21 protein-coding genes are annotated in these 25,544 nt (G+C 73.6%); 17 read left to right on the forward strand and 4 right to left on the reverse strand.

The annotated features are described in order from the left end of the window. Positions 1 to 462 precede the first annotated feature (462 nt). The 13 genes from VF746_09890 (at position 463) to VF746_09950 (ending at position 9,455) form a co-directional block, all read left to right on the forward strand. The gene (locus VF746_09890; protein ID HEX8692720.1) at positions 463 to 1,209 is read left to right on the forward strand and encodes an electron transfer flavoprotein subunit beta/FixA family protein; all 747 of its coding nucleotides are present in this window, start codon (positions 463 to 465) and stop codon (positions 1,207 to 1,209) included. A gap of 180 nt (positions 1,210 to 1,389) precedes the next feature. Continuing rightward, positions 1,390 to 2,373 carry an electron transfer flavoprotein subunit alpha/FixB family protein gene (locus tag VF746_09895; GenBank protein HEX8692721.1) on the forward strand — a complete coding sequence of 328 codons (984 nt, stop codon included), beginning with the start codon at positions 1,390 to 1,392 and terminating at the stop codon, positions 2,371 to 2,373. Positions 2,374 to 2,558: 185 nt separating this feature from the next. Beyond that, positions 2,559 to 3,068 carry an SgcJ/EcaC family oxidoreductase gene (locus VF746_09900; protein HEX8692722.1) on the forward strand — a complete coding sequence of 170 codons (510 nt, stop codon included), beginning with the start codon at positions 2,559 to 2,561 and terminating at the stop codon, positions 3,066 to 3,068. Positions 3,069 to 3,106: 38 nt separating this feature from the next. Beyond that, positions 3,107 to 3,595, forward strand: a complete 489-nt coding sequence (locus VF746_09905; protein HEX8692723.1) for a hypothetical protein — start codon at positions 3,107 to 3,109, stop codon at positions 3,593 to 3,595. A 30-nt stretch (positions 3,596 to 3,625) separates the two neighbouring features. Beyond that, positions 3,626 to 4,135 (forward strand): DinB family protein, encoded by a 510-nt coding sequence (locus VF746_09910; protein ID HEX8692724.1) that lies wholly within the window; start codon positions 3,626 to 3,628, stop codon positions 4,133 to 4,135. Between the two features lie 10 nt (positions 4,136 to 4,145). After that, on the forward strand, positions 4,146 to 4,622 hold the full coding sequence (locus VF746_09915) for a hypothetical protein (GenBank protein HEX8692725.1): 477 nt from the start codon (positions 4,146 to 4,148) through the stop codon (positions 4,620 to 4,622). Between the two features lie 146 nt (positions 4,623 to 4,768). Further along, positions 4,769 to 5,479, forward strand: coding sequence for a hypothetical protein (locus VF746_09920; protein HEX8692726.1), 711 nt, complete (start codon positions 4,769 to 4,771; stop codon positions 5,477 to 5,479). Positions 5,480 to 5,493: 14 nt separating this feature from the next. Beyond that, positions 5,494 to 5,739 carry a hypothetical protein gene (locus VF746_09925; protein ID HEX8692727.1) on the forward strand — a complete coding sequence of 82 codons (246 nt, stop codon included), beginning with the start codon at positions 5,494 to 5,496 and terminating at the stop codon, positions 5,737 to 5,739. Next, positions 5,739 to 6,374 (forward strand): hypothetical protein, encoded by a 636-nt coding sequence (locus VF746_09930; protein ID HEX8692728.1) that lies wholly within the window; start codon positions 5,739 to 5,741, stop codon positions 6,372 to 6,374. Before VF746_09925 ends, VF746_09930 begins: the two co-directional genes overlap by 1 nt. Positions 6,375 to 6,558: 184 nt before the next feature. After that, positions 6,559 to 7,047 (forward strand): hypothetical protein, encoded by a 489-nt coding sequence (locus VF746_09935; GenBank protein ID HEX8692729.1) that lies wholly within the window; start codon positions 6,559 to 6,561, stop codon positions 7,045 to 7,047. Next, the gene (locus tag VF746_09940; GenBank protein ID HEX8692730.1) at positions 7,044 to 7,733 is read left to right on the forward strand and encodes a hypothetical protein; all 690 of its coding nucleotides are present in this window, start codon (positions 7,044 to 7,046) and stop codon (positions 7,731 to 7,733) included. The genes VF746_09935 and VF746_09940 overlap by 4 nt, the downstream gene beginning before the upstream one ends. Beyond that, entirely contained in the window at positions 7,730 to 8,794 is a 1,065-nt protein-coding gene (locus VF746_09945; protein HEX8692731.1) for an HD domain-containing phosphohydrolase, read from the forward strand. The genes VF746_09940 and VF746_09945 overlap by 4 nt, the downstream gene beginning before the upstream one ends. Beyond that, on the forward strand, positions 8,787 to 9,455 hold the full coding sequence (locus VF746_09950; protein ID HEX8692732.1) for a hypothetical protein: 669 nt from the start codon (positions 8,787 to 8,789) through the stop codon (positions 9,453 to 9,455). The genes VF746_09945 and VF746_09950 overlap by 8 nt, the downstream gene beginning before the upstream one ends. A gap of 86 nt (positions 9,456 to 9,541) precedes the next feature. Here VF746_09950 and VF746_09955 read toward each other — a convergent pair whose 3' ends face one another. Continuing rightward, the gene (locus VF746_09955; protein ID HEX8692733.1) at positions 9,542 to 11,950 is read right to left on the reverse strand and encodes a BTAD domain-containing putative transcriptional regulator; all 2,409 of its coding nucleotides are present in this window, start codon (positions 11,948 to 11,950) and stop codon (positions 9,542 to 9,544) included. Between the two features lie 235 nt (positions 11,951 to 12,185). Between VF746_09955 and VF746_09960 the strand changes: the two genes are divergently transcribed. Further along, positions 12,186 to 13,643 carry a serine hydrolase gene (locus VF746_09960; protein ID HEX8692734.1) on the forward strand — a complete coding sequence of 486 codons (1,458 nt, stop codon included), beginning with the start codon at positions 12,186 to 12,188 and terminating at the stop codon, positions 13,641 to 13,643. A gap of 144 nt (positions 13,644 to 13,787) precedes the next feature. Here the strand turns inward: VF746_09960 and VF746_09965 are convergent, their stop codons facing one another. Further along, positions 13,788 to 16,553, reverse strand: a complete 2,766-nt coding sequence (locus VF746_09965; GenBank protein HEX8692735.1) for an ABC transporter permease — start codon at positions 16,551 to 16,553, stop codon at positions 13,788 to 13,790. 82 nt (positions 16,554 to 16,635) lie between these two features. Beyond that, a complete protein-coding gene (locus VF746_09970) occupies positions 16,636 to 16,971 on the reverse strand; it encodes a PadR family transcriptional regulator (protein HEX8692736.1) in 336 nt (111 codons plus the stop codon). A gap of 404 nt (positions 16,972 to 17,375) precedes the next feature. Between VF746_09970 and VF746_09975 the strand changes: the two genes are divergently transcribed. Further along, the gene (locus VF746_09975; GenBank protein ID HEX8692737.1) at positions 17,376 to 18,137 is read left to right on the forward strand and encodes a hypothetical protein; all 762 of its coding nucleotides are present in this window, start codon (positions 17,376 to 17,378) and stop codon (positions 18,135 to 18,137) included. Positions 18,138 to 18,628: 491 nt separating this feature from the next. On the opposite strand, the gene VF746_09980 is transcribed toward VF746_09975, so the two are convergent. Next, the gene (locus VF746_09980; GenBank protein HEX8692738.1) at positions 18,629 to 21,142 is read right to left on the reverse strand and encodes an ABC transporter permease; all 2,514 of its coding nucleotides are present in this window, start codon (positions 21,140 to 21,142) and stop codon (positions 18,629 to 18,631) included. 535 nt (positions 21,143 to 21,677) lie between these two features. On the opposite strand from VF746_09980, the gene VF746_09985 reads away from it, so the two are divergent. Both VF746_09985 and VF746_09990 read left to right on the forward strand, forming a co-directional pair. Further along, positions 21,678 to 24,392, forward strand: coding sequence for a valine--tRNA ligase (locus VF746_09985; protein ID HEX8692739.1), 2,715 nt, complete (start codon positions 21,678 to 21,680; stop codon positions 24,390 to 24,392). Further along, positions 24,389 to 25,544 (forward strand): Ig-like domain-containing protein (locus VF746_09990; GenBank protein ID HEX8692740.1); only part of this gene is annotated, 1,156 nt, incomplete at its 3' end. The genes VF746_09985 and VF746_09990, both read left to right, overlap by 4 nt.

The following is a 25,544-nucleotide window of genomic DNA, read 5'->3' on the forward strand; positions in this document are numbered from 1 at the left end:
AAACAGATTGGCATCACACAGAGGACACGGAGGACACGGAGAGAACTTCAATCTCTCCGCTGTTCCTCTGTGTTCTCTGTGCCCTCTGTGTGAGACCTTTTCAGGGCTGATACCCGAACGATTCCCTGCGAAATGGTATCATGGATCAAAAGTCGACCGATCCGCTGCGGCGAGCGCGATCTTTCCTTTTGCGCGCGGGCTCTCGTGGCGCCCGTTGCGCGCAGCGCGAAGTCCCTCCCCTGAAGTTCGGGGGAGGGACAGGCGCGCCAGGCGCCAGGGCGGGGCTCCCCGCCGCCGCGCCGATGCCGGTCGAAGCGGGGTGGTTCTCTGCTGACTCCGCTGACTCCGCGTGAGAAATTCCGTGCCTTCTCTCCTTGCCGTGGCTGCCGCACGCGCGATAAGTTGCCCGGCTTTCGGGGCCGCCGGAGTTGGCTCCGGGAACACCGAACCAGGGAGATGCGCGTGAAGAGCATCGTGTGCGTAAAGCGCGTCCCGGACACCGAGACGCGCATTCGCATTGCGGGGGACGGCGCCTCGATCGACCCGTCGGGGGTGAAGTTCGTGCTGAACCCGTACGACGAGTTCGCCGTGGAGGCGGCGCTGAAGCACAAGGAGGCCGCGGGCGCGGGCGAGGTGACGGTGATCAGCGCGGGCGACGCCGCGAGCGCCGAGACGCTGCGCACCGCGCTGGCCATGGGCGCCGACGCGGCGGTACTGGTGAAGACGGAGAAGCCGCTGGAGGGGCTGGCGGTCGCGAAGGCGCTGGCCGAGGAGATCCGGGGGCGCGAGTACGACCTGGTGCTCTTCGGGATGAAGGCGGTGGACGACGACCTGCAGGCGGTGGGGCTGATGGTGGCCGAGCTGCTGGGGATCCCAGCGGCGTCGAACGTCACCGAGTTCTCGGTCGAGAACGGCAGGGCCACGGCGCACCGCGAGATCGAGGGCGGCGCCGAGGTGGTGGAGCTCAGGCTCCCCTGCGCGCTCACGCTCACCAAGGGCGCCTACGAGCCGCGCTACGCGTCGCTGAAGGGGATCATGGCGGCCAAGAAGAAGCCGCTGGAGGAGAAGCCCGCAGCGGCCGACGCGGCGCCGCCCTCCTTCACGCTCTCGTACCCGCCCGAGCGCCAGGCCGGCCGCATCGTGGGCCAGGGCCCGGACGCGGTGCCGGAGCTGCTGCGGTTGCTGAGGGAAGAGGCGAAGGTGATTTAGTCCTTAGTGCTTAGTGTTTTAGTGCTTAGTCCTAAGTGCTGAGTGCTAAGTGCCAAGTGCTGAGCGCGGTACAGCGGACGCCCACTAAGACACTAAGGACTAAGCACTAAGGACTAAAGCACTTAGGACTTAGCACTCAGGACTTGGTTCAATCCGAATCCCACGCGAGGACTCGAACATATGCCAGGCATTTTCGCGTTCGCGGAGACGCGCGACGGCGAGCTGCGCAAGGTGAGCTACGAGGTGGTGACCGGCGCGCGCAAATTGGCCGACGCGCTGGGCACCGAGGTGCACGCGGTGCTGCTGGGCGCTCCCGGCGCCGGGAGCGCCGCGGGCGAGCTGGCCAGGTACGGCGCCGACAGGGTGTTCGTGGGCGAGAGCGGGGCCTTCGACCGGTACTCGCCCGAGGGCTTCACCACCGTGATCGCCGGCTTCATCAAGGAGCAGGGCTGCGACGCGGCGCTCTTCCCGCCCTCGGCCATGGGGCGCGACCTGGCGCCGCGGGTGGCCGCGCGGCTGGGCGTCGACTCGGTGAGCATCGTCACCGGGATCGAGGTGGAGGGCGGCAGCGTCGTGGTCACGCGGCCGCGCTACTCGGGGAAGGTGTTCTCGAAGGTGACGCTCTCGCAGAAGCCCGCGGTGATGTCGCTGGGGCCCAACGCCTTCACGCCGGTGGAGAACCCGAAGGCGGGCGAGGCGCAGCCGCTGAGCGTAGACCTCGGCTCGGCGGACTTCGGCGCGGTGGTGCGCGAGATCAAGGCGGCGGCGGGCGAGAAGCTCGACGTGGCCGAGGCGCCGATCATCGTCTCCGGCGGGCGCGGGATGCAGAGCCCCGACAACTTCAAGCTGCTGGAGGAGCTGGCGGCGGCGTTCGGCGGGAAGGCGGCGGTGGGCGCCAGCCGCGCGGTGGTGGACGCCGGGTGGCGCCCGCACGCCGACCAGGTGGGGCAGACCGGGAAGACGGTGGCGCCGATGCTCTACATCGCCGTCGGCATCTCGGGCGCCATCCAGCACCTGGCCGGGATGCGCACCTCGCGCTACATCGTGGCCATCAACAAGGACCCCGAGGCCCCCATCTTCAAGATCGCCGACTACGGCATCGTGGGCGACCTCTTCCAGATCGTCCCGCGCCTCACCGAAGAGGTGCGCAAGATGATGGGGTGACGGCGCTCCGGCGCCGTCCGTCCGCGGATCGAAAGCCCCTCACCTGGCGCACCTGGGGAGGGGCTTTCGCATCGTCGGCGACTCGCTACTGTTACTGCGCTTGGCTGGCCGGACCGAGTGGCGGGGCGGGGAAGCGGTTCGCGGATCTACGTGGTAGATTCCAAGAAAAGTGAAGGAAGTGAACAGTGAGTCCTGACGCATCCGAAATCCAAACCGAGGGCGAGAGCGCGGTCGAAGCGCTGTACGAGGAGCTGTTGGAGCGCTGGAACCAGCGCGACGCCGCCGGGTTCGCAGCCCTGTTCGCGGACGACGGCAATCTCGTCGGGTTCGATGGGAGCCAGGTCGACGGGCGGGCGGAGATCGAGTCGCACCTGTGCGGGATCTTCGGCGACCACCCGACGGCGTCGTACGTCGCGATCGTCCGGGAGGTGCGCCGCCTCGCGCCCGGGGTGGCCGTGCTGCGCGCGGTCGTGGGGATGGTGCCGCCCGGGGGCTCGGACCTCAACCCCGCGGCCAACGCGGTGCAGACGCTCGTCGCCGCCAGGCGCGACGGCCGCTGGCGCATCGCCCTCTTCCACAACACGCCCGCCGCCTTCCACGGCCGGCCGGAGGCGAGCGAGAAGCTGACCGAGGAGCTGCGGCAGGCGCTCCGCGCTTCCGCGGCCGTATCGACCGTCGGCGGAGCGGCGCGGTGACGGTCGGCGGGCGCGCTCCATTGTTCGCATCGGCCGCAATGCCCCGCTCCGTCCGCGTGCTCTCCGTCGCCGGCGTGCTGTGCGCGTGCGCGGGCTGCGGGAGGGAATCGCCCCCGCGCGTGCTCACCGCCGAGAGCGTGGCCGGCGAGTACGTGATGCTCGAGCGCCAGGGTAGGCCGCTCCCTCACACCGTGCGGTTCTCCCGGGCGGGACGCGCCTGCGAGCTCACCCTCGTCCGGAGCGTGCTCACGCTGGATGCGGGCGGAGAGTGGCGGGAGGAAAGCGAGGGGCGGCTCTCGTGCGAGGGGGAGAAGCCCGGAGCGTCCGAAATCTTCCGCACCGCCGGGCGGTACGACCTGCGCGGCTCCCGGGGCGACACCCTCGTCCTGGCGGACACGCTGCACCCGGTCAACGAGCCGCAGCAGGGCGTGTTCCGGGGCGACGAGCTGCGCCTGGAGGCGATCGGGAGAGAGGTGGGCGTCCCCGTCTTCCGGTATCGCTACGTACGACAGCGGAGCGCGAACTGACCCATCCACCCTCGAGTGAGGAGACAGCCCATGAGCATCGCCGAAGACCTGCTCCCCGAGTTCGACTACGAGATGGCGACCACGCGCAGGATGCTGGAGCGCGTGCCGGGCGACCAGGGGCAGTGGAAGCCGCACCCCAAGTCGTTCCCGCTCGGGCACCTGGCGCAGCTCGTGGCGACCATGCCCGGCTGGCTCGTCGGGATCCTGAAGGACACGAAGATCGACCTGGCCGCGTATCCCGGCTACAGCTACGAGACCACCGAGACCCTGCTCGGGAAGTTCGACCAGCTCGCCGGCGCGGCGCGCGAGGCGCTCGCGTCCGCCCGGGACGAGGACTTCTCGGTGCCGTGGTCCCTGGTGGCCGGCCCGCAGGTCCTCTTCACGTCGACCCGCCGCGAGCAGGTGTGGCAGACCATCAACCACCTGGTCCACCACCGCGGCCAGCTCTCCGTGTACCTGCGCCTGCTGGATGTGCCGGTGCCGTCGATCTACGGCCCCACCGCCGACGAGCCCTGGGGAGGGGCGCCGCCCGCGGCGTGACGAGCGGCCGATGGGAATTCCCCTCGCGATCTTCAGTCTCCACCGGCTGCGCAGCGAACGCGCGGGCTGCCTCCACCACCTGCTGCTGAGGGTGGAGCAGCCCGCGTTCAGCAACGCCGACGCGGGCGAGTACGACCACGCCGTCGAAGTCGCGGAGGGGAAGCGGAGGGCGCTGATCCGGGCCTATGAGGAGAGGCTGGCCGGCGCATGCGCCGCGCCCCACGAGGTGAGTCTCGTCGGGGAGCTGCAGTCGTGGCCGGCCGGCGACGAGCTGATCGACGGGCGCGGAGGCTGCGACGTGGACGTGTGGGTGGCCGAGACGCGGTACGGCCACCCCTGGGTGGTGATGGGGACGGCGGAGAGCGAGGAGGCGTTCTGGCGCGAGGTCGAAGCGGACGACGACCTCGCGGGCCTGGGCCCGGTGCGGCCGGCGGTGCGGCACCGCGCGTTCTTCCTCGCGGAGGAGGACGACGAAAGACGCGGGTGACGGCTCGCCTTGCGCGGGGGCCCGGATTCGACGTACCATTTGTTTCCGCTCGACTCTTCGATCTGCCGCCACGACGGGCGATGAGCCCAGGCACCGGCACGCTGTGCCACTTCCCATTTCCCACCCACGCATTCCACGGAAATCCAATGAATCCATCGATCCGCAGGCTGGCGGTCCTGATGGCGCTCGGGGTGTCGGCGCCCGGCTGGGTCCGGCCACGGGAAGTCCGCGCGCAGACCATCAACGAGTTGATCAACGAGACGCAGCAGCTCTCCAGCCGGCCGCAGAGCATGCGGCTGGTCTGGTGGATCCCGATCGAGTACTGGAGGATGAGCGCCCAGGCGGACCCGAAGGTGACCGAGGCGCAGATGGACAGCGTGGCGGCGCTCCTGCGCCCGTTCACGGTCATCGCCGCCGTCGACGGGACCGTCGGCTCCGCGGGGGAGTTCTCGTTCCTGCCCGCGCAGAAGCTGCGCGCCAGCATCCGCCTGGTGGACAGCCACGGCACGCGCTACACCCCGATGGCGCCCGACGCCATCCCGGAGCGGACCCGGATCGTCATCGACGTCCTCAAGCCCCTGTTCGCCAACCTCCTGGGGCAGATGGGCGAGAACATGGACTTCTTCCTGTTCCCGGCGATGGATGCGCACGGGCACCCGATCGCGCCGGCGACCGGGAGCGGCGCCTTCAGCGTGGTGGTCGCCGACGAGGAGTTCCGCTGGCGGCTTCCCCTGGGCTCGCTGGTGCCGAAGAAGCGCTGCCCCGTGGACGGCGAGCTGCTGAACGGCTCCTGGCGGTACTGCCCCTGGCACGGCGTCGAACTGGTGGCGGCGGGAACGGCCGCCCACGACCACTGATCCCGGGTGCAGCGATGAACCATTACGCCAGGCTCGGCGTCGTCGCGGTCCGCCTGTTCGCCTTCGTGCTCGTGTTGATCGGCGCGATGGGACTGCTCTACACGGCCCTCCTGGCCGCCGCCGGCACTCTCCCCCCTGAGCAGAGGGAGCGGGCGTCGGCCGCCCCGGTGTACCTGGTCGCGGCCGTCGTGCTCTACGCCTTCAGCCGTCCGCTGGGGCGCCTGATCGGCAGGGGCCTGGAACCGCCGCGCGAAACCTGATGGCGGCGATCGACCTCACGCCGGCCGCCGAGAGGCGGCGGCCCGCCGCGCGGGGAGCCGCGATCCGCTCCCTTCTCCTCCTGCTCGCGGCGCTCGGCGCGGTGTGGCTCCTGGTGGAAGCGGCGGTTCCGCTCCCGGCGGCGCTCGTGCTCTTCGCCGCGTCTTTCTCCGCCGCCTTCGGATTGCTCGTCCGGATCTGCCGGAGCGTTCCCGGGCGAGGCGCGCGGATCGCGGCTTCCATCGTTCTGGCCGTGCTCGCCCTTCCGCTGACGGTGACGGCCGGGGCGCTCTCCGTCGCCTTCGTGAACGACCTGCGACTCTCGAAGTTCTCGGGCCAGCTCTTCGACCACCCGCTTCCCCCACGCTCGCGCGCCGTGGCCTCCTCCTCCGAGGTCGGCATCCTCACGGGGAACGGCAACCACTGCGACTTCGTGGCGCGGCTGGAGCTCGCCTCGGACCTCGCCATCGACCAGGTGCGGGCGCACTACGAGCGGCTCCACCTCAGCCCCGCGATCCCGGGCGGGGTGGACGGCGGCCTTCCCTTCATCGAGGTCGCCAGGACTCCACGCGGGACGTACTCCGTCGACGCCATCGACGCCCCCTACGGAGCGGGCCTCGACATGCGCTGCCATTGAAGCAGAGGAAGCGGAGAACTCAAAGCGTGCCGTGGTTCCCTCTGCTGCCTCTGCTTCCTCTGCGTGAGGCCTGGCAGTTGACGCCGGTACCCGATCGACGATTCGTCTCGCGCATCCGCCGGCCGATGCTTATCTTCCGCGCGACCCGGCCGCCATCCGCACGTCTCGCAGTCGAATCGCAGTCTTGCCGACGCCCTCCGTCCTCCGCGCACCGTGGATCGCGCCCGCCGCGCTGGTGCTGGCGCTCGCGTCGCTGGCCATGAACGGCGCGCTGCTGTGGCGGCTGCGCTCTCCGGAGCGGCTGGCGGCGCCCGCGGTCGACCGGCTGCTGACCAGCCTGGAGCGCTCCGACGCGCGCATCCCCTACCAGGTGAAGATCCCCGCGGGGACGCCGCTGCACTTCGACGTGCCGGTGGACGAGGTCTACACGGTCAAGCTGCGCACCACGCTGCCGATCAACACCGACGTGCGGGTGCCGCTCAATACGCCCGTGGGCCGGCGCACGATCACGGTGCCGATCCGCACCACCATCCCGCTCCGGCAGGACATCCCCGTGCGCGTGGTCGACACCTTCCGGTTGCGCACGCGGACGCAGGCCGAGTACGTGGTGCCGATGGAGATCCGCGTCCGCGACCTCCCCCTCGCCGAGATCCGCAAGTCGCTCGACCCATGACCCGCACCGCGCGAATCACCCTCCCCCTGGCCCTGCTGGCGCTCGCCGCGTGCGACCGCGGCGACGGCGAGGCCAGCGCCCGGCCCGCCCCCACGGACGGTGCACCCGCCGCGCCGGCGCCGGCGGCCGTCCACTCCTGGCGCAGCACCCCCGGCGGCGGCGTGACCGTGTCCGCCGCGGGCGACTCGCTGCGGGTGGAGACGGGGCCGCACGCCATCCTCTGGGACGCCGCCGCGCCGGAGCTCGCGCCGCCGTACACCCTGCGCGCGCGGATGCAGAAGCACGCGGGGCGGCTGCACGAGGGGTACGGGCTCCTCTTCGGCGGGAGCGGGCTGGAGGGGCCGGAAGCCGGGCAGGTGTACAGCTACTTCCTGGTGCGCGGCGACGGCAGCTTCCTGGTGAAGCGCCGCCAGGGGGCCGAGACGCCGGTGGTGCGCGACTGGACGGCCCACCCCGCGATCCGCCGCGACGGCGAGAGCGGCGGGCGCCCCAACGAGCTGGAGGTGCGCGTGGGCGAGGCCGAGGCCGTCTTCCTGGTCAACGGCGCCGAGGTGGCGCGCGTCCCCGCCGCGGAGCTGTCGGTGCGCGGGCGCGCGGGGCTGCGCGCGGCCCACGAGATCACCCTGTCGGTGGACGGCTTCCGGGCGGAGCCGGGCGCCCCCGCTGCACCGGGCGGCCCGCGGTGAAGGGGTCTCGCCCGCGCGTCCTGGTCGCCGACGACGACCCCGCCGTCCGCCGCGCGCTGCGCCTGATGCTGGGCGAGGCGTACGACGTGGGCGAGGCGGGCGACGGGAACGAGGCGCTGCGGCTGTTCGAGGCGGAAGGCGCCGACCTGGTGCTCTCGGACCTGCGGATGCCGGGGGTGAGCGGGCTGGAGCTGCTGAAGCGCGTGAAGGCGGCCGACGACGCGGCCGCCGTGATCGTGCTGACCGGCGCGGGGACGATGGAGAACGCCGTCCAGGCGCTCCGGCTCAACGCCGACGACTACCTGGTCAAGCCCTTCCACGTGGACGAGGTGCTGCTGGCGTGCGAGCGCGCGCTGGAGCACCGGCGGCTGGTGCGCGAGAACCGCTTCTACCAGCAGCACCTGGAAGAGCGCGTGGCCGAGCAGGCGCGCCAGATCGAGACCATGGTGGTGGACGCGCTGCGCTCGCTGGCCGCGGCCATCGACACGCGCGACGACTACACCGGCGGCCACGTGGAGCGGGTGGCCCGCTACGCGGCCGCCACCGGGCGCGAGCTGGGGCTCCCGCGCGAGGAGCTGCACGCGCTCTGGGTGGGCGCGCTCCTGCACGACGTGGGGAAGATCGCGGTCTCCGACGCCATCCTGCACAAGCCCGCCGCGCTCACCAGCGACGAGTACGCCGAGATGAAGCGCCACCCGGAGCTGGGCGCGCGGGTGATGGAGAGCAGCTCGTTCCTGCGCCCCGGCCTCCCCGCCGTCCTGCACCACCAGGAGCGCTGGGACGGCTCGGGGTACCCGGCGGGGCTCGCGGGCGAGGAGATCTCGCTGCAGGGGCGCATCGTGGCGGTGGTCGACACCTACGACGCCATCATGAGCGCCCGGCCGTACCGCGGCGCGGGGACGCCCGAGGAGGCGATGGCGGAGATCAAGCGGTGCTCCGGCACGCAGTTCGACCCCTGCGTGGTGGAGGCCTTCCTGCGCGCCGCCGCGAAGGGCTTCCCCCCGGACCCAGACACCCCCGCGCTCCCCGAGCGGGAGCCCGCCGCGGCCGCGCATGCGTGAGCGCGCCCGGCGCCTGGCCCTCGCGCTCGCGGCCGGGGCGGCGGCGGGCGCGTGCACCGTCGTCCCGCCCGACCTGGCCCAGGGGCGCTACACGGCCGCGCTGGTGGACTCCTTCACCTGGAAGACCGAGGACGCGCAGGCGACGCTCTGGCGCGTGGAGGTGCGCTCCGACTCGGCGGTGGACACCATTCCCGGCGTCCTCACCGACCGGCGCGTGGTGGTGGTGCCGCTGTCGGGCGTGGAGGGGTTCGCGTTCGACACCGCGCGCGCCCGCATCACCCACGGCTTCCGCTACGACCCGTCCAGGCGGCGGGTGACGGAGATCGTCATCGCCAGAGACCTGGCCGGGCCCACCGCCGAGCCGGAGCTCTCGCCGGACGGGCGGTACGTGGCCTACGTCGGCCGCCGCGGCACCATGGACCGCGCGGTGGTCCGCCTCTTCCCCCGCGGCCGGATCGTCGCCAGCGGCCCGGAGATCGCCGTCCCGCCGGGCGACTACGCCGTCAACGGCGCGGCGTGGACCTCGCCCGACAGCTTCACCGTCTACATCGACCTGGGCCAGAACCCGCAGCGCCACGCCCGCGTCCGCGGCACCGTGCGCGGCGGCGTCTTCGCGGTGGACACGGTGGCAACGCAGGATTCGGTTCCGAACGGATCTTGAATCACGCAGAGACGCAGAGACACAGAGAACTGCACTTCGGTTCTCCGCGTCTCTGCGTCTCTGCGTGAGATCTTTTCAGACCTCGGTCAGGGGAACAGCGGCCCCAACTCGGCGTCTGTGTGGGTGAGGCCGTCGTACGCGTAGCCCCGGGCGACGGCCTCGCGCACGAGGGCGGCGGCGCCCCGGCGGTCGTCCAGCGCGGCGGCGATGCGGGCGCGCCAGAGCAGACCCCCCGGCTTGGGCGGGCGCAGGGCGAGCTCCGCGTCGGCGCGCAGCGCGCCCGCACGATCCCCCGCGCGGGCGGCCAGCACGCCGCGCGCGCCCAGGCACCCCGCGCAACGCGGCTCCAGCGCCGCCAGGCGGTCCAGCACGCGCTCCGCATCGGCGTCCAGGCGGGCGGCGTAGAGCGTCCCGGCGAGCTCAGCCAGCGCGCCGGGGTCCGCCGGGGCCGCGGCCGCGCGGGCGCGGGCCGCCGCCACGCCGCGCCGGAAGGCCGACCTGGCCGCAGCGTCGTGCCCGTGCGCCCGCAGCTCCCGGGCGGCGTGCAGCATCGCCGCCGACGGCGACCAGCCGCCGCGGGCGGGGATCGCCGCGTACTCGTCGATCCGCCGCAGCACCTCGCCGGTGCGGCCGAGCGCCGCCAGCGCGCGCAGCTCGTAGTCGCGCAGCACCACCAGCTCGGGGTGCAGCGCCAGCCCCCGGCGCAGGTGCCGCAGCTCGTCGGCGTGGCGGCCGAGCATGTGCAGCGCGTCGGCGCGGGTGGCCCAGTACGAGGCCCACCCGCGGCTGAACCCGCGCTCGGGGTCGATCCGGGCCAGGTGGCGCAGCGCCTCGGCGGGGCGGTTGCAGCGCACCGCCTCCAGCCCGGCCTGGAAGTGCCCCATCTCCAGCCCGGGCGCGGCGGTGGTGAGCTCCCGCATGGCGGCGAGCGCGCCGGCCCGGTCGCCCGCCAGCGTGCGCTCGATCCACTCCAGGATCGTCCGGTCGGCCGGCGCCAGCGCGGCCCGACCCGGCGCGAGCCGCCGCACCGCCGAGTCGGCCGCGGCCCGCCGCCCCTGCTCGGCGTCGATCCCGGCGGCCATCAGCGCGGCCAGGACGAACCCGGTGTCGGCCTGCGCCGCCGTGCGGAAGAGCGCCGCCGCGTCGTCCCCCCGCTCGTCGCGCAGCGCCCGCAGCCCTTCCACGAACGGCCGGTACCCCGGCGAGCCCGCGGGCCGGCTGGTGGGCCCCACCCAGCCGAACACGGGGTCGGCGTGCGTGGCCACCACCGCGAGCACGCGGTCGGAGAGCGCGGCGAGGGCGGCGGTGTCGCCGGCCGGCAGCAGCGCGCCGAGCGAGGCCACCTCGCTTCCGGCCAGGGCGTCCGAGACCGTCGCCCGCACCTCGGTCGCGGACCCACGACGGTAGAGCGCCCCGCTCACCACCGTCCCCGCGGCCGCGTCTCCCCCGTCGCCGGACGCGACCTCGAGCCCGGCGGCCGCCAGCGCCCCCCGGACGCGGTCCGCCGCCTCGCGCGCGGCGGCGGCGTCGGCCGGGGCGGCGCCGGCCGGGCGGAAGGGGAGCACCGCCACCCGCTCGCGCCGCGGCCGCGGTCCACCCAGCCCGTCGGCTGCCACCGCGGCCACTGTCCCGGCGAGCAGCACGCCGGCGGCGGCCCAGCGCACGCGCGCCCGCCCCAGCGCCCACATGCTCGCGCGTGGAGCCTCGACCCGCGATCCCGCGAGGGCGGGCGGCGGCGTGGCGACTCGGACGACGGGGCGCGCCGGGGCCCGCCGCGCGGTGGGAGCGGCCGCGCGGACGGCCTCGGCCGCTGCGGCGGTCTCTTCCCCGGGCTCCACGCCCAGCTCGCGCCGCATCTGCGCGGCCAGGCGCTCGAACAGCTCCAGCGCCGCGCCGCGCAGGCCGCACCCCGCCAGCAGCTCCATCGCCCAGCGCACGGCGGCCTCGTCGAGCGGGTCCAGCCCGCACGTCCACCGCGCCCACCGCGCCGCGGCGGCCGCGTCTCCCGCGTCGCGCGCGGCGTGGGCGAGGGCGCGCCCCGCCTCCGCCGCCAGCGAGCGCAGCCGCATCCGCTCGCGGGCCAGCCAGTCCTCCCACTCCCCCGCGCCCGCGGCGAACAGCCCGGGGAGCAGGTCGCCCCCGTAGGCGGCCGCCACCGCCGCGGCGTCCCCGCGCGCGGCGGCGGCCTCCAGCTCGTGTACGTCGCAGCGGACCCGGGCGGGGTCGATCCCCACCTCGTGCATCCCCCGCGTCGCCAGCACGCCGTCGCCGCACGCCGCGCGGAGCTGGTGCAGCGCCTGCCGCAGCGCGTTGCGCGCCCGCTCCTCGGGGAGCTCCGGCCAGAACATCCCCAGCAGCGAGTCGCGCCGGTGCGGCCCGCGCGGGTGCGCGAGCGCCAGGTACGCCAGCAGGGCGACGCGCTTCGGCTGCGGCGCCGGGACGGGCGCGCCGTCGCGCTCCAGCCGGAGCGTGCCCAGGGTGGTGAGTCGCAGCATCGTCGTCGCGGGGGAGGGCGGAGCGTGCGGGTGCGGTCAGCCGCGGAATGCGGGGCCGCGTGACGGGCGTGCGGGGATTGGATGCGCGGCGGGGCGAAAAGGCTGCCGGGAACGGGAAGATAACGCGAGCGGCACCCGCCGGTAACGGGCGCGTGCTTTCGTGCTGCGCGCGGCGCCGGAGTCGAGCCGGAGGCGCCGCCGAGCCCAGCGAACCCGATTCCTTCCTGGTGACCCCATGCCGAACCGTCTTCCTCTTCTTCCGATCCGCCGCGCCGCGCTGCTCGCGACGGCTGTCGCGCTCTCCACCACGGCTGGCGGATGCACGCTGCTGCGCACCGCCTGGTACGGTCAGCCGGACGCGCGCGACCTGAGGATGTTCCCCACGCGCGTGATGCACGCCTCCGAGCGGCCGTTCCGCTTCGCGAAGGCCGAGGTCCAGCGCACCGACCTCGACACGGTGAGCGTCCGCGACCCCGGCACCGGGCGGCTGGTGCCGCTGGCCCAGCACCTGGTGGACATGCGCGCGCTGGCGTTCCTGGTGATCCGCAACGACACCATCCTCTACGAGCGCTACGGCTTCGGGTACGACTCGGCCCGCGCCTCGAACTCGTTCTCCATGGCCAAGTCCGCCACCTCGGCGCTGGTGGGGATCGCGCTCGCGCGCGGCGAGATCCGCGGCCTGGACGACTCGGTGGGCGCGTACGTGACTGAGCTGCGGGGGCGGGCCTACGGCTCGGTGACGATCCGCCAGCTGCTGGGGATGAGCTCGGGGACCGAGTGGACCGACGCGCGCGGGGGCCCGCTCAGCCAGGCGTCCTCGACCGAGGCGCGGATCTTCTACACCCGAGACCTGCGCGGCCTGCTGCGCGGCGTCGACCGCGTCGAGCCCGCCGGGGCGCGCTGGCGGTACCGCGACACCGACGCGGAGGTGCTGGGGCTGGTGCTGGCGGGCGCCACCGGGCGGACGGTGGCCGAGTACATGGAAGAGGTGCTGTGGAAGCCGATCGGCGCCGAGCACGACGGATCGTGGCTGCTGGACCGGCGCGGCGGCCAGGAGAAGACGTCCACCGGCTGGAACGCCACGGCCCGCGACTACGCCAAGTTCGGGAGGCTGTACCTGGACGGCGGGCGCTGGGAGGGGCGGCAGGTGGTGCCGGCGGAGTGGGTGGCCGCGTCGGTGGCGTACGACAGCTCGCGCAAATCGCCCGAGGTGGTGACGTGGTGGGGGATGCAGCACACGCTGTACTGGTGGCACCCCATGCTGGCGCCGCGGGGCGACTTCTACGCCGACGGCTCGCTGGGGCAGCGGATCTACGTGCAGCCCGCCACGCGCACCATCATCGTCCAGCTCGCCAACTCGAACCAGCAGGACTTCCCCTTCCGCCGCATCGCCGCGGCGGTGAACGGCGGCACCTGGCGCTACCCGCGCTCGATCCCGGCGCTGGTGGTGCAGGCGCACGCGGCGGCCGGCATCGACTCCGCGCGCGCCGTCTTCCGCGCCGCGACCGCGGCGATGGCGGAGCACCCGGAGGCGTACTCGCTGTGGCCGCAGACGCTGCGCGCCGCCGCCGAGCAGGTCGCCGCCAGGGGTCGTCCCGAGGACGCCGCCGAGATCCTGGCCTGGTGCCGGGAGCGCTTCCCCGCGGAGCCGTCGTGTACCGCGCCGCTCCCCGCGCCGCGAGCGCGGCGGTGAGCCTTCAGCGGCAGATACGAAAGTCCTCGCCCGGGCCGATACCGGCCCGGGCGAAGCGCCCCCGTTTTCGCGAACCCGTTCGCGCCGGCCAGTCGTGGAAGTGGACGGTTGCCGAGGGCCGCGGCGGACGATCCCCGGATCGGTCTACTCCACCCGCATCGCCACGATCGGCTCCACCCGGAGCGCGCGCTGCGTGGGGACGACGCAGGCGAGCAGGCACACCCCCAGCATGAACGCCGCGTAGGCCACGAGCAGCGCGATCTGCCCGGCCGACAGTCCCTTCGGCCAGTCCTGGAACTGGTAGGTGTGCGACAGGCCCAGCGCGCCGAGGGCGATGAGGATGGCACCCGCCGCGATGCCGAGGCCGACCTGCGTCAGCGGCCGCCGGAAGATCGCGGTGACCACGCGGCGCCGGTCCGCTCCCAGCGCGACGCGCACGCCGATCTCGCGTGTGCGCCGGGCGACGGTGAACGACAGCACCGCATAGATCCCCGCAAGCGAGAGCAACACGGCGACGACGGTCATCAGCAGCGTCGTGCGCAGCCATATCCCGATGAGCCACAGATAGTCGTTCGCGATCTGGTCCATGCGCTGGAACTCCGAGAGCAGCAGCGTGGGATCCACCGTGCCGGCGATGGCGCGGACGCGCGGCACGAACGCCATCGGGTCGCCCCGCGTGTGGATCACCATGTGCGGCGGGAAGCCGCTGCCCGGCGCGGCCGGCAGGTACAGCCCGATCCCGCGTCTGCTCTCCTCCGCGCCGATCATGCCGAGATCCTTCACGACGCCCACGATCTCGAACCAGGGAAGTGAGTCTGCCTCCGGGCCCGTGACCGGCGTCGGAGCCTGGGCGATCCGCACCCGCCGGCCGATCGGGTTGCGCCCCAGCAGCACCTGATCCACGAACCCCTGATCCACGATCGCCACCCTCGCTTCCGGGGCGAGGTCGGCGGTCCGGAATCCCCGTCCCGCGAGGATCGGCGCCTCGAGCACGTCGAAGTATGACGGATCCACGTACGCGATCTTCGCGGAGCGCAGCGGCCCCTGCTCCTCCGGTGCGCCAGCCGCGCCGGAGGGCGCGGCGACGGACACCGAATCGTCCAGGGCGATGAGGTGGTAGCCCCCGTCCGTGCGCGGCAACTGATCCACGAAGGTGACCCCGACGACCCCCGGCTCGGCCGCGACGCGCTGACGCAGCGTCTCGACCAACATCCCGAAGCGCGCGCGGTGGGCCGCGGCTGCCGCCGCGTCGCCGTCCACGTCCGCCCGGTCCAGGGTGAGCTGCACCGCCAGGTAGTCCTCGGCCGCGAACCCGACGTCGTAGGACCGGATCCGCTGCAGCTCCCGCACCTCCAGCAGCGCGACCGCGGGGAAGGTGACCGTGACCGCGACCTGCGCGACGATCACCGCCGTCCACACGCCGCCGAACCGCAGACCGCCGCCGCCGGCCGTGCCGGCCCGCAGGCGCGATCCGATGCCACGCGTGACCTTGAGCCCGGGGAGCCCGCCGGCGATCGCGGCGCCCAGAAGCGTGAGCGCACAGGCGTAGAGCACCGTGGCGGGCGAGAGATGCGGATCGATCCAGAACGGGATCCGCCCCATGGTCGCTTCCAGGAACGGCAGTCCCACCTCGCGCAGCGCCACGTGGGCGGCCGCGAGCCCGACGGCGGCGGCCACGCCGCCGAGCACGAGGGCCTCGGCGAACAACTGGAGGACGATCCGGCGGCGGCTCGCGCCCAGCGCGCTCCGCACGATGAGCTCGCCCTCGCGCGTCGCCGCCCGCGCGAAAAGCAGCAGCGCCACGTTGCCGCAGACGAGCACGAGGAGCATCAGCACGAAGAGCTGGATCACGGCGAGCATCCCGATGTCATCGGCGTCCATCGATGGCCCGCCGAGCATCTGCGTGTACGGCATCACCTGGGGTTGCAGGTGCTCGTGCGTGTCGGGGAGCTCCCGCGCCGCGCGCCGGCCGAGCGCCGCGAGCTCGGCCTGTGCGTCGTCGAGCGTCGCGCCGGGGGCGAGCCGCCCGAAGATGGTGATGCCGGGGCCGCGGCGCGGCGCGTCGTCGAGCACGCCCGGGCGCAACGGCGTCCACGCGTCGTGCGCGATCGGGAACGCGAAGCCGTCCGGCATCACGCCCACCACGGTGGCGTACGCGTCCCCGAGCCGCACGGTCTGCCCGACGATCGCGGAGTCGCCCGCGAAGCGCGCCCGCCACACGTCGTGGCCGAGGACCACCACCGGCGGCGCTCCGGCCCGCTCGTCCGCCGGCACGAGGGCGCGGCCCAGCAGCGGCGGCGTCGCGGCGACGCGGAACCCCGACGCGGTGATCGCCGCGACCTGCACCGGGCGGGCCTCGCCGTCGCGCCCCGTGAGGTTGCGCGTGACGTCCTCCCACGCCCCGAGGTCGGTCACCGACCGCATCGCCTGGCGCCAGACGACGAAGTCGTGCAGCGCGCGCGGCTCCGCCTCGTTCGCCTGCACGTCCCAGTTCCGCAGGTGCACGATGCGGTCGCCCTGCGGCAGCGGCAGCGTGGGACTGACGAACAGCATCACCATCTCGAAGGCGACGGCGCCGACCCAGATGGCGAACGCCATCGCGAGTCCGCCGACGATCGTCAGCCCCGGATACTTGACCAGCATCCGGCCGCCGAGCTTCAGGTCGAGCGTCAGCCCGCCGAGCCACGCCAGCCCGCGCCCGTCGCGCAGCGCCTCCTTGTGCTTCTCCACGCCGCCGAAGGCGACGAGCGCGCGGCGCCGCGCCTCGACGGCGTCCAGTCCCTCTTCGCGCATCAGGCGCTCCGTCTCCATCTCCAGGTGAAAGCGGAACTCCTGGTCCATGCGCGACTCGGAGGCGCGACGGCCGAACAGGAGGCGCAGGCGCGCCAGGGATCCTTCGAGCCAGCTCATTGCGTGCTCCGCTGATGATGATGCCGATGTACGGTCGTGGCGAACGCGCCGTCCTGCACCGGCGGTCTCCGGTGCGCCGCGCTCAGCTGGTGCGCAGCACCGCCTCGAGGCCGGCGGCGAAGCGGCGCCAGCTCTCCAGCTCCTCGCCCAGCGCGCGCCGGCCGGAGGCGGTCATCCGGTAGTAGCGCGCGCGGCGGTTGTTGTCGGTGGTGCCCCAGTCGCTCGTGATCAGCCCCTCCTGCTCCAGCCGCTGCAGCGCCGGATAGAGCGAGCCCTGGTTCACCTCGAGCACGCCCTCGGAGAGCTGCTGCACGCGCTGGGCGATCCCCCAGCCGTGCATCGGCGCCAGCGAGAGCGTCTTGAGCACCAGCAGGTCGAGCGAGCCCCGGAGGGCATCGGTCTGCGGACGTGGCGGCACCTGTGGCTCCTGTGGGCAGTGTTCCTGTCGCTGTCGAGGGAAGATGCGGCGCGCTCCTGTAGCTGTCAAGAGAGGAGGGGCCGCGCCGGGCTGGAGGCGGGCACCTTCCTCCTCCCGTCGCCGCTCTCGATCCCGTACCGCCTGGTGGCGGAGTGGCTCGGGTGATCATCTGTTGCCCGCTGGCCGATTTTGATCGACAGAGGGTTGGCGGGACGGCGATGCGGCCGCCCCGCTTCTTGCGTGGCCAGCCCCGGTTCGCGCCGCACTTCGCACGAGCTCAAGTCGTTCGGTCCCTTTTAGATCGGTACGCAGATTGCTTCGCGAGGCGTGTGCTTTCGCTGAGGGTGCCGCCCACCCGCACCCCGGCCGTTTCCGGGTACAGCACAGGCACGAAGGAGCACCCCATGCGTCTCAAGGCAGTCGCCGTGCTGGCATTCGCCGCGCTCGCGGCGTGCGCCGATTCGCTCGTCACGCCCGCTGTCGCACCCCCGGACCAGCCCTCCCGCACGCTGACCACCATCACCTGGCAGGGCTACACCTGGAACGTGAAGAACGGGACGGGGCTGGGCCCGGGGCCCAACAACTGGAGCTCCAACAACGTGTGGGTGGACGCCAACGGCTACCTGCACCTGAAGATCTCGAAGGTGAACAACGTGTGGTACGCGGCGGAGATCGGCACGCAGCAGAGCCTGGGCTTCGGGACGTACCAGTTCTGGGTGGAGGGGCGCATCGACCTGCTGGACCCCAACGTGGTGCTGGGGCTGTTCGGCTACGCGGGGCCGGACGGGACCAACGAGATCGACATCGAGTTCAGCCGGTGGGGCGACCCGGACTGGCCGAACGCCAGCTACACGGTATGGCCGGCCAGCAGCACCTACCCGTCGGTGGTCGACACCTTCCGCCTGTCGCTGGAGGGGACGTTCACCACGCAGCGCTACAAGTGGCAGAGCACCAGCATCTTCTTCCAGACCATCGGCGGCCACTACGACACCAACACCAACGTGATCCACAGCTGGACGTACGCGCCGTCCAGCAACGCGACGCAGCGCATTCCGCAGAACTCCATGCCGGCGCGCATCAACCTGTGGCTGATGAACGGCTGGGCGCCCACCAACGGGCAGGAGGTGGAGATCGTGATCCGGAAGTTCACCTTCACGCCGTTGTGAGGACGGGCGCCGCGGCTGGCTTCGTCGCACGCCGCGGCGCCCCCTCTCCCCCGGCCCCTCTCCCCCGCCGCGCGGGAGATCGGGGTGAACTGCAACGGCGGAACAGCGGGCTCGCTTCGCGCGGGACAAAGAGCTTCGGCGTGGCGCGGCTCTGGCGGCCCTCACCCTGGACCGTGAGCGCGACGAGAACGGCCTCGTCGCGCTCACGTCCTGTCCCTCTCCCACGAGGGGAGAGGGACGAACTACAACTACGGCAACGGTTTGGCGCGACAGCCCCGTAGGGGCGAGGCCTGCCTCGCCCGGGGCGTCGGAATGCGCGGATGACGGGCCTCGACGTGGCGCAGGCAAAGACGCCCCGCCGGGGCGTCTCTACGAAACCCGCGTGAGGGATGCGCGGACCGGGCGGAGGGCGTGGCGCCAGCCGGCACCACGCCCTTTCCGCGCCAGCCCTGGCGGATTTTGGCGAGCACTTCCGCACTCACGCACTTCCCTCACTCGCTGCGGAGCGCCACCATCGGGTCCACGCGGGCGGCGCGGCGCGCGGGGAGCCACGCCGCCAGGAGGGCGGTCCCCGCCAGGAACACGGTGATCGCCGCCAGGGTCGCCGGGTCGGTGGGCTCCACCTCGTACAGCAGGCCGGAGAGGACGCGGGTGAGCGCCAGCGCCGCCGCCATCCCGGCCACGATCCCCACGGCCGCGAGCGCCGCGCCCTGGCCCACCACCAGCCGCACCAGGGCGCCCGGCGAGGCGCCCAGCGCCTGGCGCACCCCCAGCTCGCGCGTGCGGCGCGCCACCGAGTAGGCGATCACCGCGTGGATCCCCATCGCCGCCAGCACCAGCGCCAGCGCGGCGAAGGCGGAGAGGAGCGCGGCGCCGAAGCGGTCGCGGCTGGTGGCGTCGGCCACGCGCTCGCGCATCGTCTTCACGTCGAACACGGGGAGGTCGGGGTCCACCGCGCGCACCTCGCGGCGCACCGCTGCGGCCAGGGCAAGCGGGTCGCCCGCGGTGCGCAGCAGGAAGGTGGCCTCGGGCCAGGTGGCCTGCAGGTCGGCCAGGTAGAGCGCCGGCCCGGGCTCGTCGTGCAGGCCGCCGTAGCGCACGTCCTCCACCACCCCCACCACCTCGGCGGGCTCCTCCACGTCGCCCATCCCCGGGAGCACGCGGCGGCCCACCGCGCTCCGGCCGGGCCAGAGCTTCTCCGCCAGCGCGCGGCTCACCATCACCACGCGCGGGCTCCCCCGGCGGTCGGCCGGGGTGAAGGCGCGCCCCTCCAGCAGGCGGATCCCCAGCGTGCGGAAGTGGTCGGGCCCGGCCCAGTGCAGGGTGACCTGCGGCCCCTGGCCGGGGCCGAAGACCCGCTCGTCGGCCTGCTTGACGACGGTGCCGTTGCACCCGCCCGAGAGCGGCGCGCACTTGTCCACCGACACCGAGAGCACCCCGGGGAGCGCCGCGAAGCGCTCCAGGAGCCGCGCGTGCAGCGCCACCGCGTCTTCCGGCTCCGGGTAGTCGTCCCCGCGCGGGGCGACGCTCAGGGTGAGGACCTTCTGCTCGCTGAAGCCCGGGTCCACCGCGCGCAGCCGCGCGAAGGAGCGCAGCATCAGCCCCGCGCCGGCCAGCAGCACCAGCGCCAGCGCCACCTCGGCCGACACCAGCAGCCCGCGCCCGCCCAGCCGCCGGAGCGAGGCGGCCGCCGGGGTGGAGGCCCCGGCGCCCTCCTTGAGCATCCCCGCCACGTCCGGCCGCGAGGCGTGCAGCGCGGGCGCCAGGCCGAAGAGGAGACCGGCCAGGAGCGAGACGGCCAGGGTGAAGGCGAGCACGCGGGCGTTCAGCCCCAGGCCGCCCAGCTCCAGCGCCTCGGTGCCGCGGATCCCCCAGGCGCTCATCCGCTCGGGCCGGAGCGCCGAGAGCACGTCGGTGGCCCAGAGCGCCAGCAGCACGCCGAAGGCGCCGCCCAGCAGCGCCAGCAGCACGCTCTCGGTGAGGAGCTGGCGCACCAGCCGCCCCCGCCCGGCGCCCACCGCCAGGCGGATGGAGACCTCGCGCCGGCGGGCGGCGGCGCGCGCCAGCAGCAGGTTGGCCACGTTGGCGCAGGCGATCAGCAGCACGAACCCCACCGCGCCCAGCAGCACCAGCACCGCGCGGCGCAGCAGCGGGTCGCTGCGGGCGTCGCGCAGCCCCACGACGGTGGCGCCCGGCCGGTCTCCCGGGGCGATGAAGCGCGGCGGGGTGGGGTAGGCCTCCTCCACGCGGGCCGCCACCTGCGCCATCGCCCGGCGCGCCTGCCCGGGGGTGACGCCGGGGCGCAGCCGGGCCACCGCCTGGTGCCAGTGGGCGAAGGGCTCCTGGAGCACCTGGGGCCAGAAGAGCCGGGGCGCCATCGCCATCGGCACCCACACCTCGCCGTTCCCGCTCAGCCCGCGGAAGCCGCGCGGGAGGATGCCGACCACCGTGAACGGCGTCTTCTCCAGCGTGATGGTGCGCCCCACCAGGGCCGGGTCGCCGCCGAAGCGCCGCGTCCACAGCTCGTGGCTCACCAGGGCGACGGCGTGCGCCCCGGGCACCGAGTCCTCCTCGGCGGCGAAGGTGCGTCCCAGCGCGGGGCGCACCCCCAGGATGCGGAAGTACGGCGCCGAGGCGAACTCCATCCCCACCCGCTCGGGCTCGCCGCCGCCCGAGAGGTTCACCTGCCTGTCGCCGAAGCCCGCCACGTCCTCGAAGAGATGGCCGGTGGCGCCGCGCATCACCTGGTACTTGGGCGACGACCAGGGGAAGGTGTCGACCCCGGTGCGGTCGGGCCCGGTGTGCGTCATGGTGATGGCGGGGACGACGATGCGCTCCGGCTCGGGGTAGGGGAGCGGGCGCAGGAGCGTGGCGTCGGCCACGCTGAACATCGCCGCGTTGGCGCCGATCCCCAGCGCCAGCGACGCGACCGCCACCAGCGTGAAGGCGGGGCTCTTCGCCAGCATGCGCAGGGCGTAGCGCAGGTCCTGGAGGAGCTTGTCCATCGTCGTCCGTCGGGTTCGAGTCAGACGGCTCGCCACGGGGAGGAAGCACCTCGGGGGAAGGGAAGCGCCGTGCCTTCCGCCGTCTTCCGCTAACTCGTTGCGACGCATGTGCGGGGGATTCGGCGCGGCGCGGCGGTCCTGTGCGGAAGTGGGAATCGCCGTCCCAAAGCCGGACAGGCGAGGCAGGCCGGGCGATTGAAATCGCTGCAACAACCACACGAAGTCCGCCTGCGCGGACTAGCGGGCTGCGCCCGCGCGCTTCGCGCCCCGCACCGGCATCGTGACCGACGCTGTTGCCGTTCTCGGTTGAAGCCTCGCCCACACCGAGCTCGCGTATGCGACAAAGGTGGTTGGCGAGGCTTCCTGTAGTTGTAGCCGCGGCTTCAGCCGCCCGGCGCGGGACCCGGCTCCCTCACTCCCCGCTAACCCGCCGTCGCTTGACCGTCGCCCGCGCGAGGCCGTAGTTTGCGCGGTCTGACACCGATTTGGTTGCATGGGGCGCAGGGCCCCGTTCGTCTTGGGAGCAGGGTTTTCGATGGCCGAGGCGCTTCCGCCGCAGTACGACCCGAAGGAGAACGAGGCCTCGCTCTACCGCTGGTGGGAGGAGCAGGGCTTCTTCCACGCCGACGCGGCGAGCGGCAGGCCGGCGTACGTCATCCCCATCCCCCCGCCCAACGTCACGGCCCGCCTCCACATGGGGCACGGCCTCAACAACACCGTCCAGGACATCCTCGTCCGCTGGCGCCGGATGCAGGGCCGCGAGGCGCTCTGGATCCCCGGCTCCGACCACGCCGGCATCGCCACGCAGAACGTGGTCGAGCGCCTCCTCGCCAGGGAGGGGAAGAGCCGCGACGACCTGGGGCGCGAGGCGTTCGTGGAGCGCGTGTGGGAGTTCGTGCGCGACACGGGCGGGCAGATCTACGACCAGCTGCGCTCCATCGGCTGCTCGCTGGACTGGCCGCGCTCGGTCTTCACCCTGGACCCCGGCCTCTCCCGCGCCGTGCGCGAGGTGTTCGTCCGCCTGCACGAGAAGGGGCTCGTCTACCGCGGCCACCGCATCATCAACTGGTGCCCGCGCTGCCTGACCGCGCTCTCCGACGAGGAGGCCGAGCCCGAGGAGACGAAGGGGAAGCTCTGGCACCTGCGCTACCCGTTCCCCGCCGGCGTCGACGCGCCCGGGCTGCCGCGCCTCCCGGACGGGCGCCCCTACGTGGTCGTCGCCACCACGCGGCCCGAGACGATGCTGGGCGACACCGCGGTGGCCGTGCACCCGTCCGACGAGCGCTACCGGGCCCTGGTCGGCGCGGAGGTGGAGCTGCCGCTCACGGGGCGCCGCATCCCGATCGTCGCCGACGAGTACGCGGACCCGGAGTTCGGCTCGGGCGCGGTGAAGATCACCCCCGCGCACGACCCCAACGACTTCGAGGTGGCCCAGCGCACCGGCGCCCCGGCGCTGGACGTGATGACGCCCGAGGCCACCATGAACGACGCGGTCCCCGAGGCGTTCCGCGGGCTCGACCGCTACGAGGCGCGCCGCGCCGTGGTGGCCGCCTTCGACGAGCGGGGGCTCCTGGAGAAGGCCGAGGAGCACACGCACGCGGTGCCGCACTGCTACCGCTGCCACACGGCGGTGGAGCCGCGCCTGTCGGACCAGTGGTTCGTGCGCATGCGGCCGCTGGCCGAGCCGGCGCTCGCCGCCCACCGCGACGGGCGGGTGCGCTTCCACCCCGAGCGCTTCGGGAAGATCTACGAGCACTGGCTGGAGAACATCCGCGACTGGTGCATCTCCCGCCAGCTCTGGTGGGGGCACCGCATCCCGGTGTGGTACTGCGAGTCGGCGGAGTGCGGCGAGACCGTCGTCGCCCGCGAGGACCCGTCCGCCTGCCCGGAGTGCGGCGGGGCGCTCCGGCAGGACCCCGACGTGCTCGACACCTGGTTCAGCTCGTGGCTCTGGCCGTTCTCCACCCTCGGCTGGCCGGAGGAGACGCAGGACCTGCGGGCGTTCTATCCCAACAGCACGCTGGTGTCCGGGCAGGACATCCTCTTCTTCTGGATCGCCCGGATGATCATGGCGGGGCTGGAGTTCCGCGGCGAGGTGCCGTTCCGCGACGTGTACCTGACCGGGATGGTGCGCGACCACCTGGGGCGGAAGATGTCGAAGTCGCTCGGCAACGGCATCGACCCGCTGGACGTGGTGGAGCGCTTCGGCGCCGACGCGCTGCGCTTCACGGTGGCCACGGGCGCGAGCGCGGGGGCGGACCAGTACCTGAACTACCAGGACCTGGAGCTGGCGTTCGGCCCCGGGCGCAACTTCGCCAACAAGCTGTGGAACGCCGGCCGCTTCGCGCTGATCACGCTGGGCGACGCGCCGCGCGTCTCCATCGACGAAGTGCGGGATGCGCTCGAATTGCCCGACCGCTGGATCCTCTCGCGGCTCTCGAAGACGGCGCGCGAGGTGACCGAGGCGCTGGAGCGCTTCCGCTTCCAGGACGCGGGCTCGCGCTGCTACGACTTCTTCTGGGGCGAGCTGGCCGACTGGTACCTGGAGACCGCCAAGCCGCGCCTCTACGGCGACCTGGGCGAGGAGAGCCGCCGCGCCGCGCAGGCCACGCTCGTCGCCGTGCTCGACGGGGCGCTCCGGCTGCTGCACCCGGTGATGCCCTTCATCACCGAGGTGGTGTGGCGCCGCCTCCCGCGCGCCGCGGGCGACCCGCCGTCGCTGATGGTGGCGCCCTGGCCCGGGCCGCGCCCCGAGTGGGAGGACGACGCCGCCGAGGCCGCCTTCGACGAGCTGCGCGAGGTGATCGGCGCCGTGCGCTTCATGCGCCAGGAGTACGGGATCCAGCCCGGCGTGCGCGTGCCGCTGCTGGCGAACCCGGCCACGGACGAGGTCCGCGCCGCGCTGGAGGGGAGCCGCCGCGCCCTGCTGGACCTGGCGCGCGTGGGCGAGCTGTCGTTCGGCGCCGCCAACGGGCAGGTGGGCGCGAGCGCCGTGCTGCGCTCGGGGACGGAGCTGTTCGTCCCTCTGGCCGGGGTGATCGACCTCGACAGGGAGCGCGCGCGGCTGCGCGGCGAGGTGGGGCGGCTGGAGGGGCTGGTGGCGGCCGCGGAGAAGAAGCTGGCCAACGAGAGCTTCGTTGCCCGCGCGCCCGCCGAGGTAGTGGAGAAGGAGCGCGAGAAGCTGGCCTCGTACCGCGAGCAGGGCGAGAAGCTGCGCGCCAAGCTGGCCGCCCTGGAGGGCGTGTCGTGACGCGGCTCGCCGGCCGGATCCTGTCGGGCTCGCTCCTGGCGGGCGCCCTCGTCTCGTGCGCGCACATCGAGGCGCCCCCGGGCGGGGCCGAGGACAAGGAGCCGCCGCGGCTGGTGGCCACGCGCCCCGACACCCTGGCGCGCACGCGCGGCTTCCAGGGCGACGTGCTCTTCGTGTTCGACGAGGGGCTCTCGGAGCAGGGGATCGACACGCTGGTGAGCGTCTCTCCGCGCACCAGCAGCCCCGACGTGGACAAGAGCGGCGACGAGCTGAGCGTGGGGCTGCGCGGCGGCTGGCAGCCGAACCGCGTCTACCAGGTGACCATCGCGCCGGGGCTGCAGGACCGCTTCGGCAACCGCACCACCGAGCCGATCCGCCTGGTGTTCTCCACCGGCCCCGAGATCCCCGCCACGCTGGCAGTGGGCGAGGTGGTCGACCGGACGACGACGCGGCCCGCGGCGGGCGCGCGGGTGGAGGCGGTGCTGCTGCCGGACTCGCTGGTCTACGCCACGCGCACCGACAGCGCCGGGCGCTACGCGTTCGAGCAGGTGCCCGAGGGCGACTACCGGCTGCGGGCGTACAACGACCAGAACCGCAGCCGCACGCCGGACCCGTTCGAGGCGAGCGACACCGCCACGCTGCGCGTCGCCGCGCGCGACACCGTGCAGGCGCGCCGCCTGTCGATCGTCCGCCCCGACACCACGCCGCCCGCGGCGGGCTCGGCGCGGGGCGAGGGCGACGTGATCGAGGTGAAGTTCGACGACTACCTGGACCCGGCGCAGCCGCTCTCGCCCGCGCAGGTGACGGTCACGGGGCCGGGCGGCGCGGTGCCGGTCACGGCCGTGCGGCTGGGCCCCTTCCCCGAGGCCGGGCCGCCCACGACGGACTCGGCGCGCGCCGACACGGCCCGCGCCGGGCGGCCCCCCGCGGGGCGCGACACCGCCCGCGCCCGCCCGCCCGCGCGCGACACGGTGCAGGCGCCCTCGCAGTCGCTCTTCGTGCGCACGGGGGCGCGGCTGGCGCCGGAGACCACGTACCGGGTGCGGGTGACGGGCGTGCGCAACCTGGTGGGCCTGGTGGGCGGCGGCGAGGTGGAGCTGAAGACCCCGCGCCCCGCGCCGGCGCCGCCGCCCGCGCCCGCGGCCGCGCCGC

Source organism: Longimicrobium sp. (assembly GCA_036389795.1).
GTDB lineage: Bacteria > Gemmatimonadota > Gemmatimonadetes > Longimicrobiales > Longimicrobiaceae > Longimicrobium.

What these genes read in the sequence shown, in the direction of transcription:
- VF746_09930 (HEX8692728.1), top strand. Translation starts at nt 5,739, where the DNA reads ATGGCGGCGATCGACCTCACGCCGGCCGCCGAGAGGCGGCGGCCCGCC.
- VF746_09915 (HEX8692725.1), top strand. Translation starts at nt 4,146, where the DNA reads ATGGGAATTCCCCTCGCGATCTTCAGTCTCCACCGGCTGCGCAGCGAA.
- VF746_09925 (HEX8692727.1), top strand. Translation starts at nt 5,494, where the DNA reads ATGAACCATTACGCCAGGCTCGGCGTCGTCGCGGTCCGCCTGTTCGCC.
- VF746_09965 (HEX8692735.1), bottom strand. Translation starts at nt 16,553, where the DNA reads ATGAGCTGGCTCGAAGGATCCCTGGCGCGCCTGCGCCTCCTGTTCGGC.
- VF746_09980 (HEX8692738.1), bottom strand. Translation starts at nt 21,142, where the DNA reads ATGGACAAGCTCCTCCAGGACCTGCGCTACGCCCTGCGCATGCTGGCG.
- VF746_09985 (HEX8692739.1), top strand. Translation starts at nt 21,678, where the DNA reads ATGGCCGAGGCGCTTCCGCCGCAGTACGACCCGAAGGAGAACGAGGCC.
- VF746_09940 (HEX8692730.1), top strand. Translation starts at nt 7,044, where the DNA reads ATGACCCGCACCGCGCGAATCACCCTCCCCCTGGCCCTGCTGGCGCTC.
- VF746_09905 (HEX8692723.1), top strand. Translation starts at nt 3,107, where the DNA reads ATGCCCCGCTCCGTCCGCGTGCTCTCCGTCGCCGGCGTGCTGTGCGCG.
- VF746_09920 (HEX8692726.1), top strand. Translation starts at nt 4,769, where the DNA reads ATGAATCCATCGATCCGCAGGCTGGCGGTCCTGATGGCGCTCGGGGTG.
- VF746_09955 (HEX8692733.1), bottom strand. Translation starts at nt 11,950, where the DNA reads ATGCTGCGACTCACCACCCTGGGCACGCTCCGGCTGGAGCGCGACGGC.
- VF746_09975 (HEX8692737.1), top strand. Translation starts at nt 17,376, where the DNA reads ATGCGTCTCAAGGCAGTCGCCGTGCTGGCATTCGCCGCGCTCGCGGCG.
- VF746_09895 (HEX8692721.1), top strand. Translation starts at nt 1,390, where the DNA reads ATGCCAGGCATTTTCGCGTTCGCGGAGACGCGCGACGGCGAGCTGCGC.
- VF746_09950 (HEX8692732.1), top strand. Translation starts at nt 8,787, where the DNA reads ATGCGTGAGCGCGCCCGGCGCCTGGCCCTCGCGCTCGCGGCCGGGGCG.
- VF746_09960 (HEX8692734.1), top strand. Translation starts at nt 12,186, where the DNA reads ATGCCGAACCGTCTTCCTCTTCTTCCGATCCGCCGCGCCGCGCTGCTC.
- VF746_09910 (HEX8692724.1), top strand. Translation starts at nt 3,626, where the DNA reads ATGAGCATCGCCGAAGACCTGCTCCCCGAGTTCGACTACGAGATGGCG.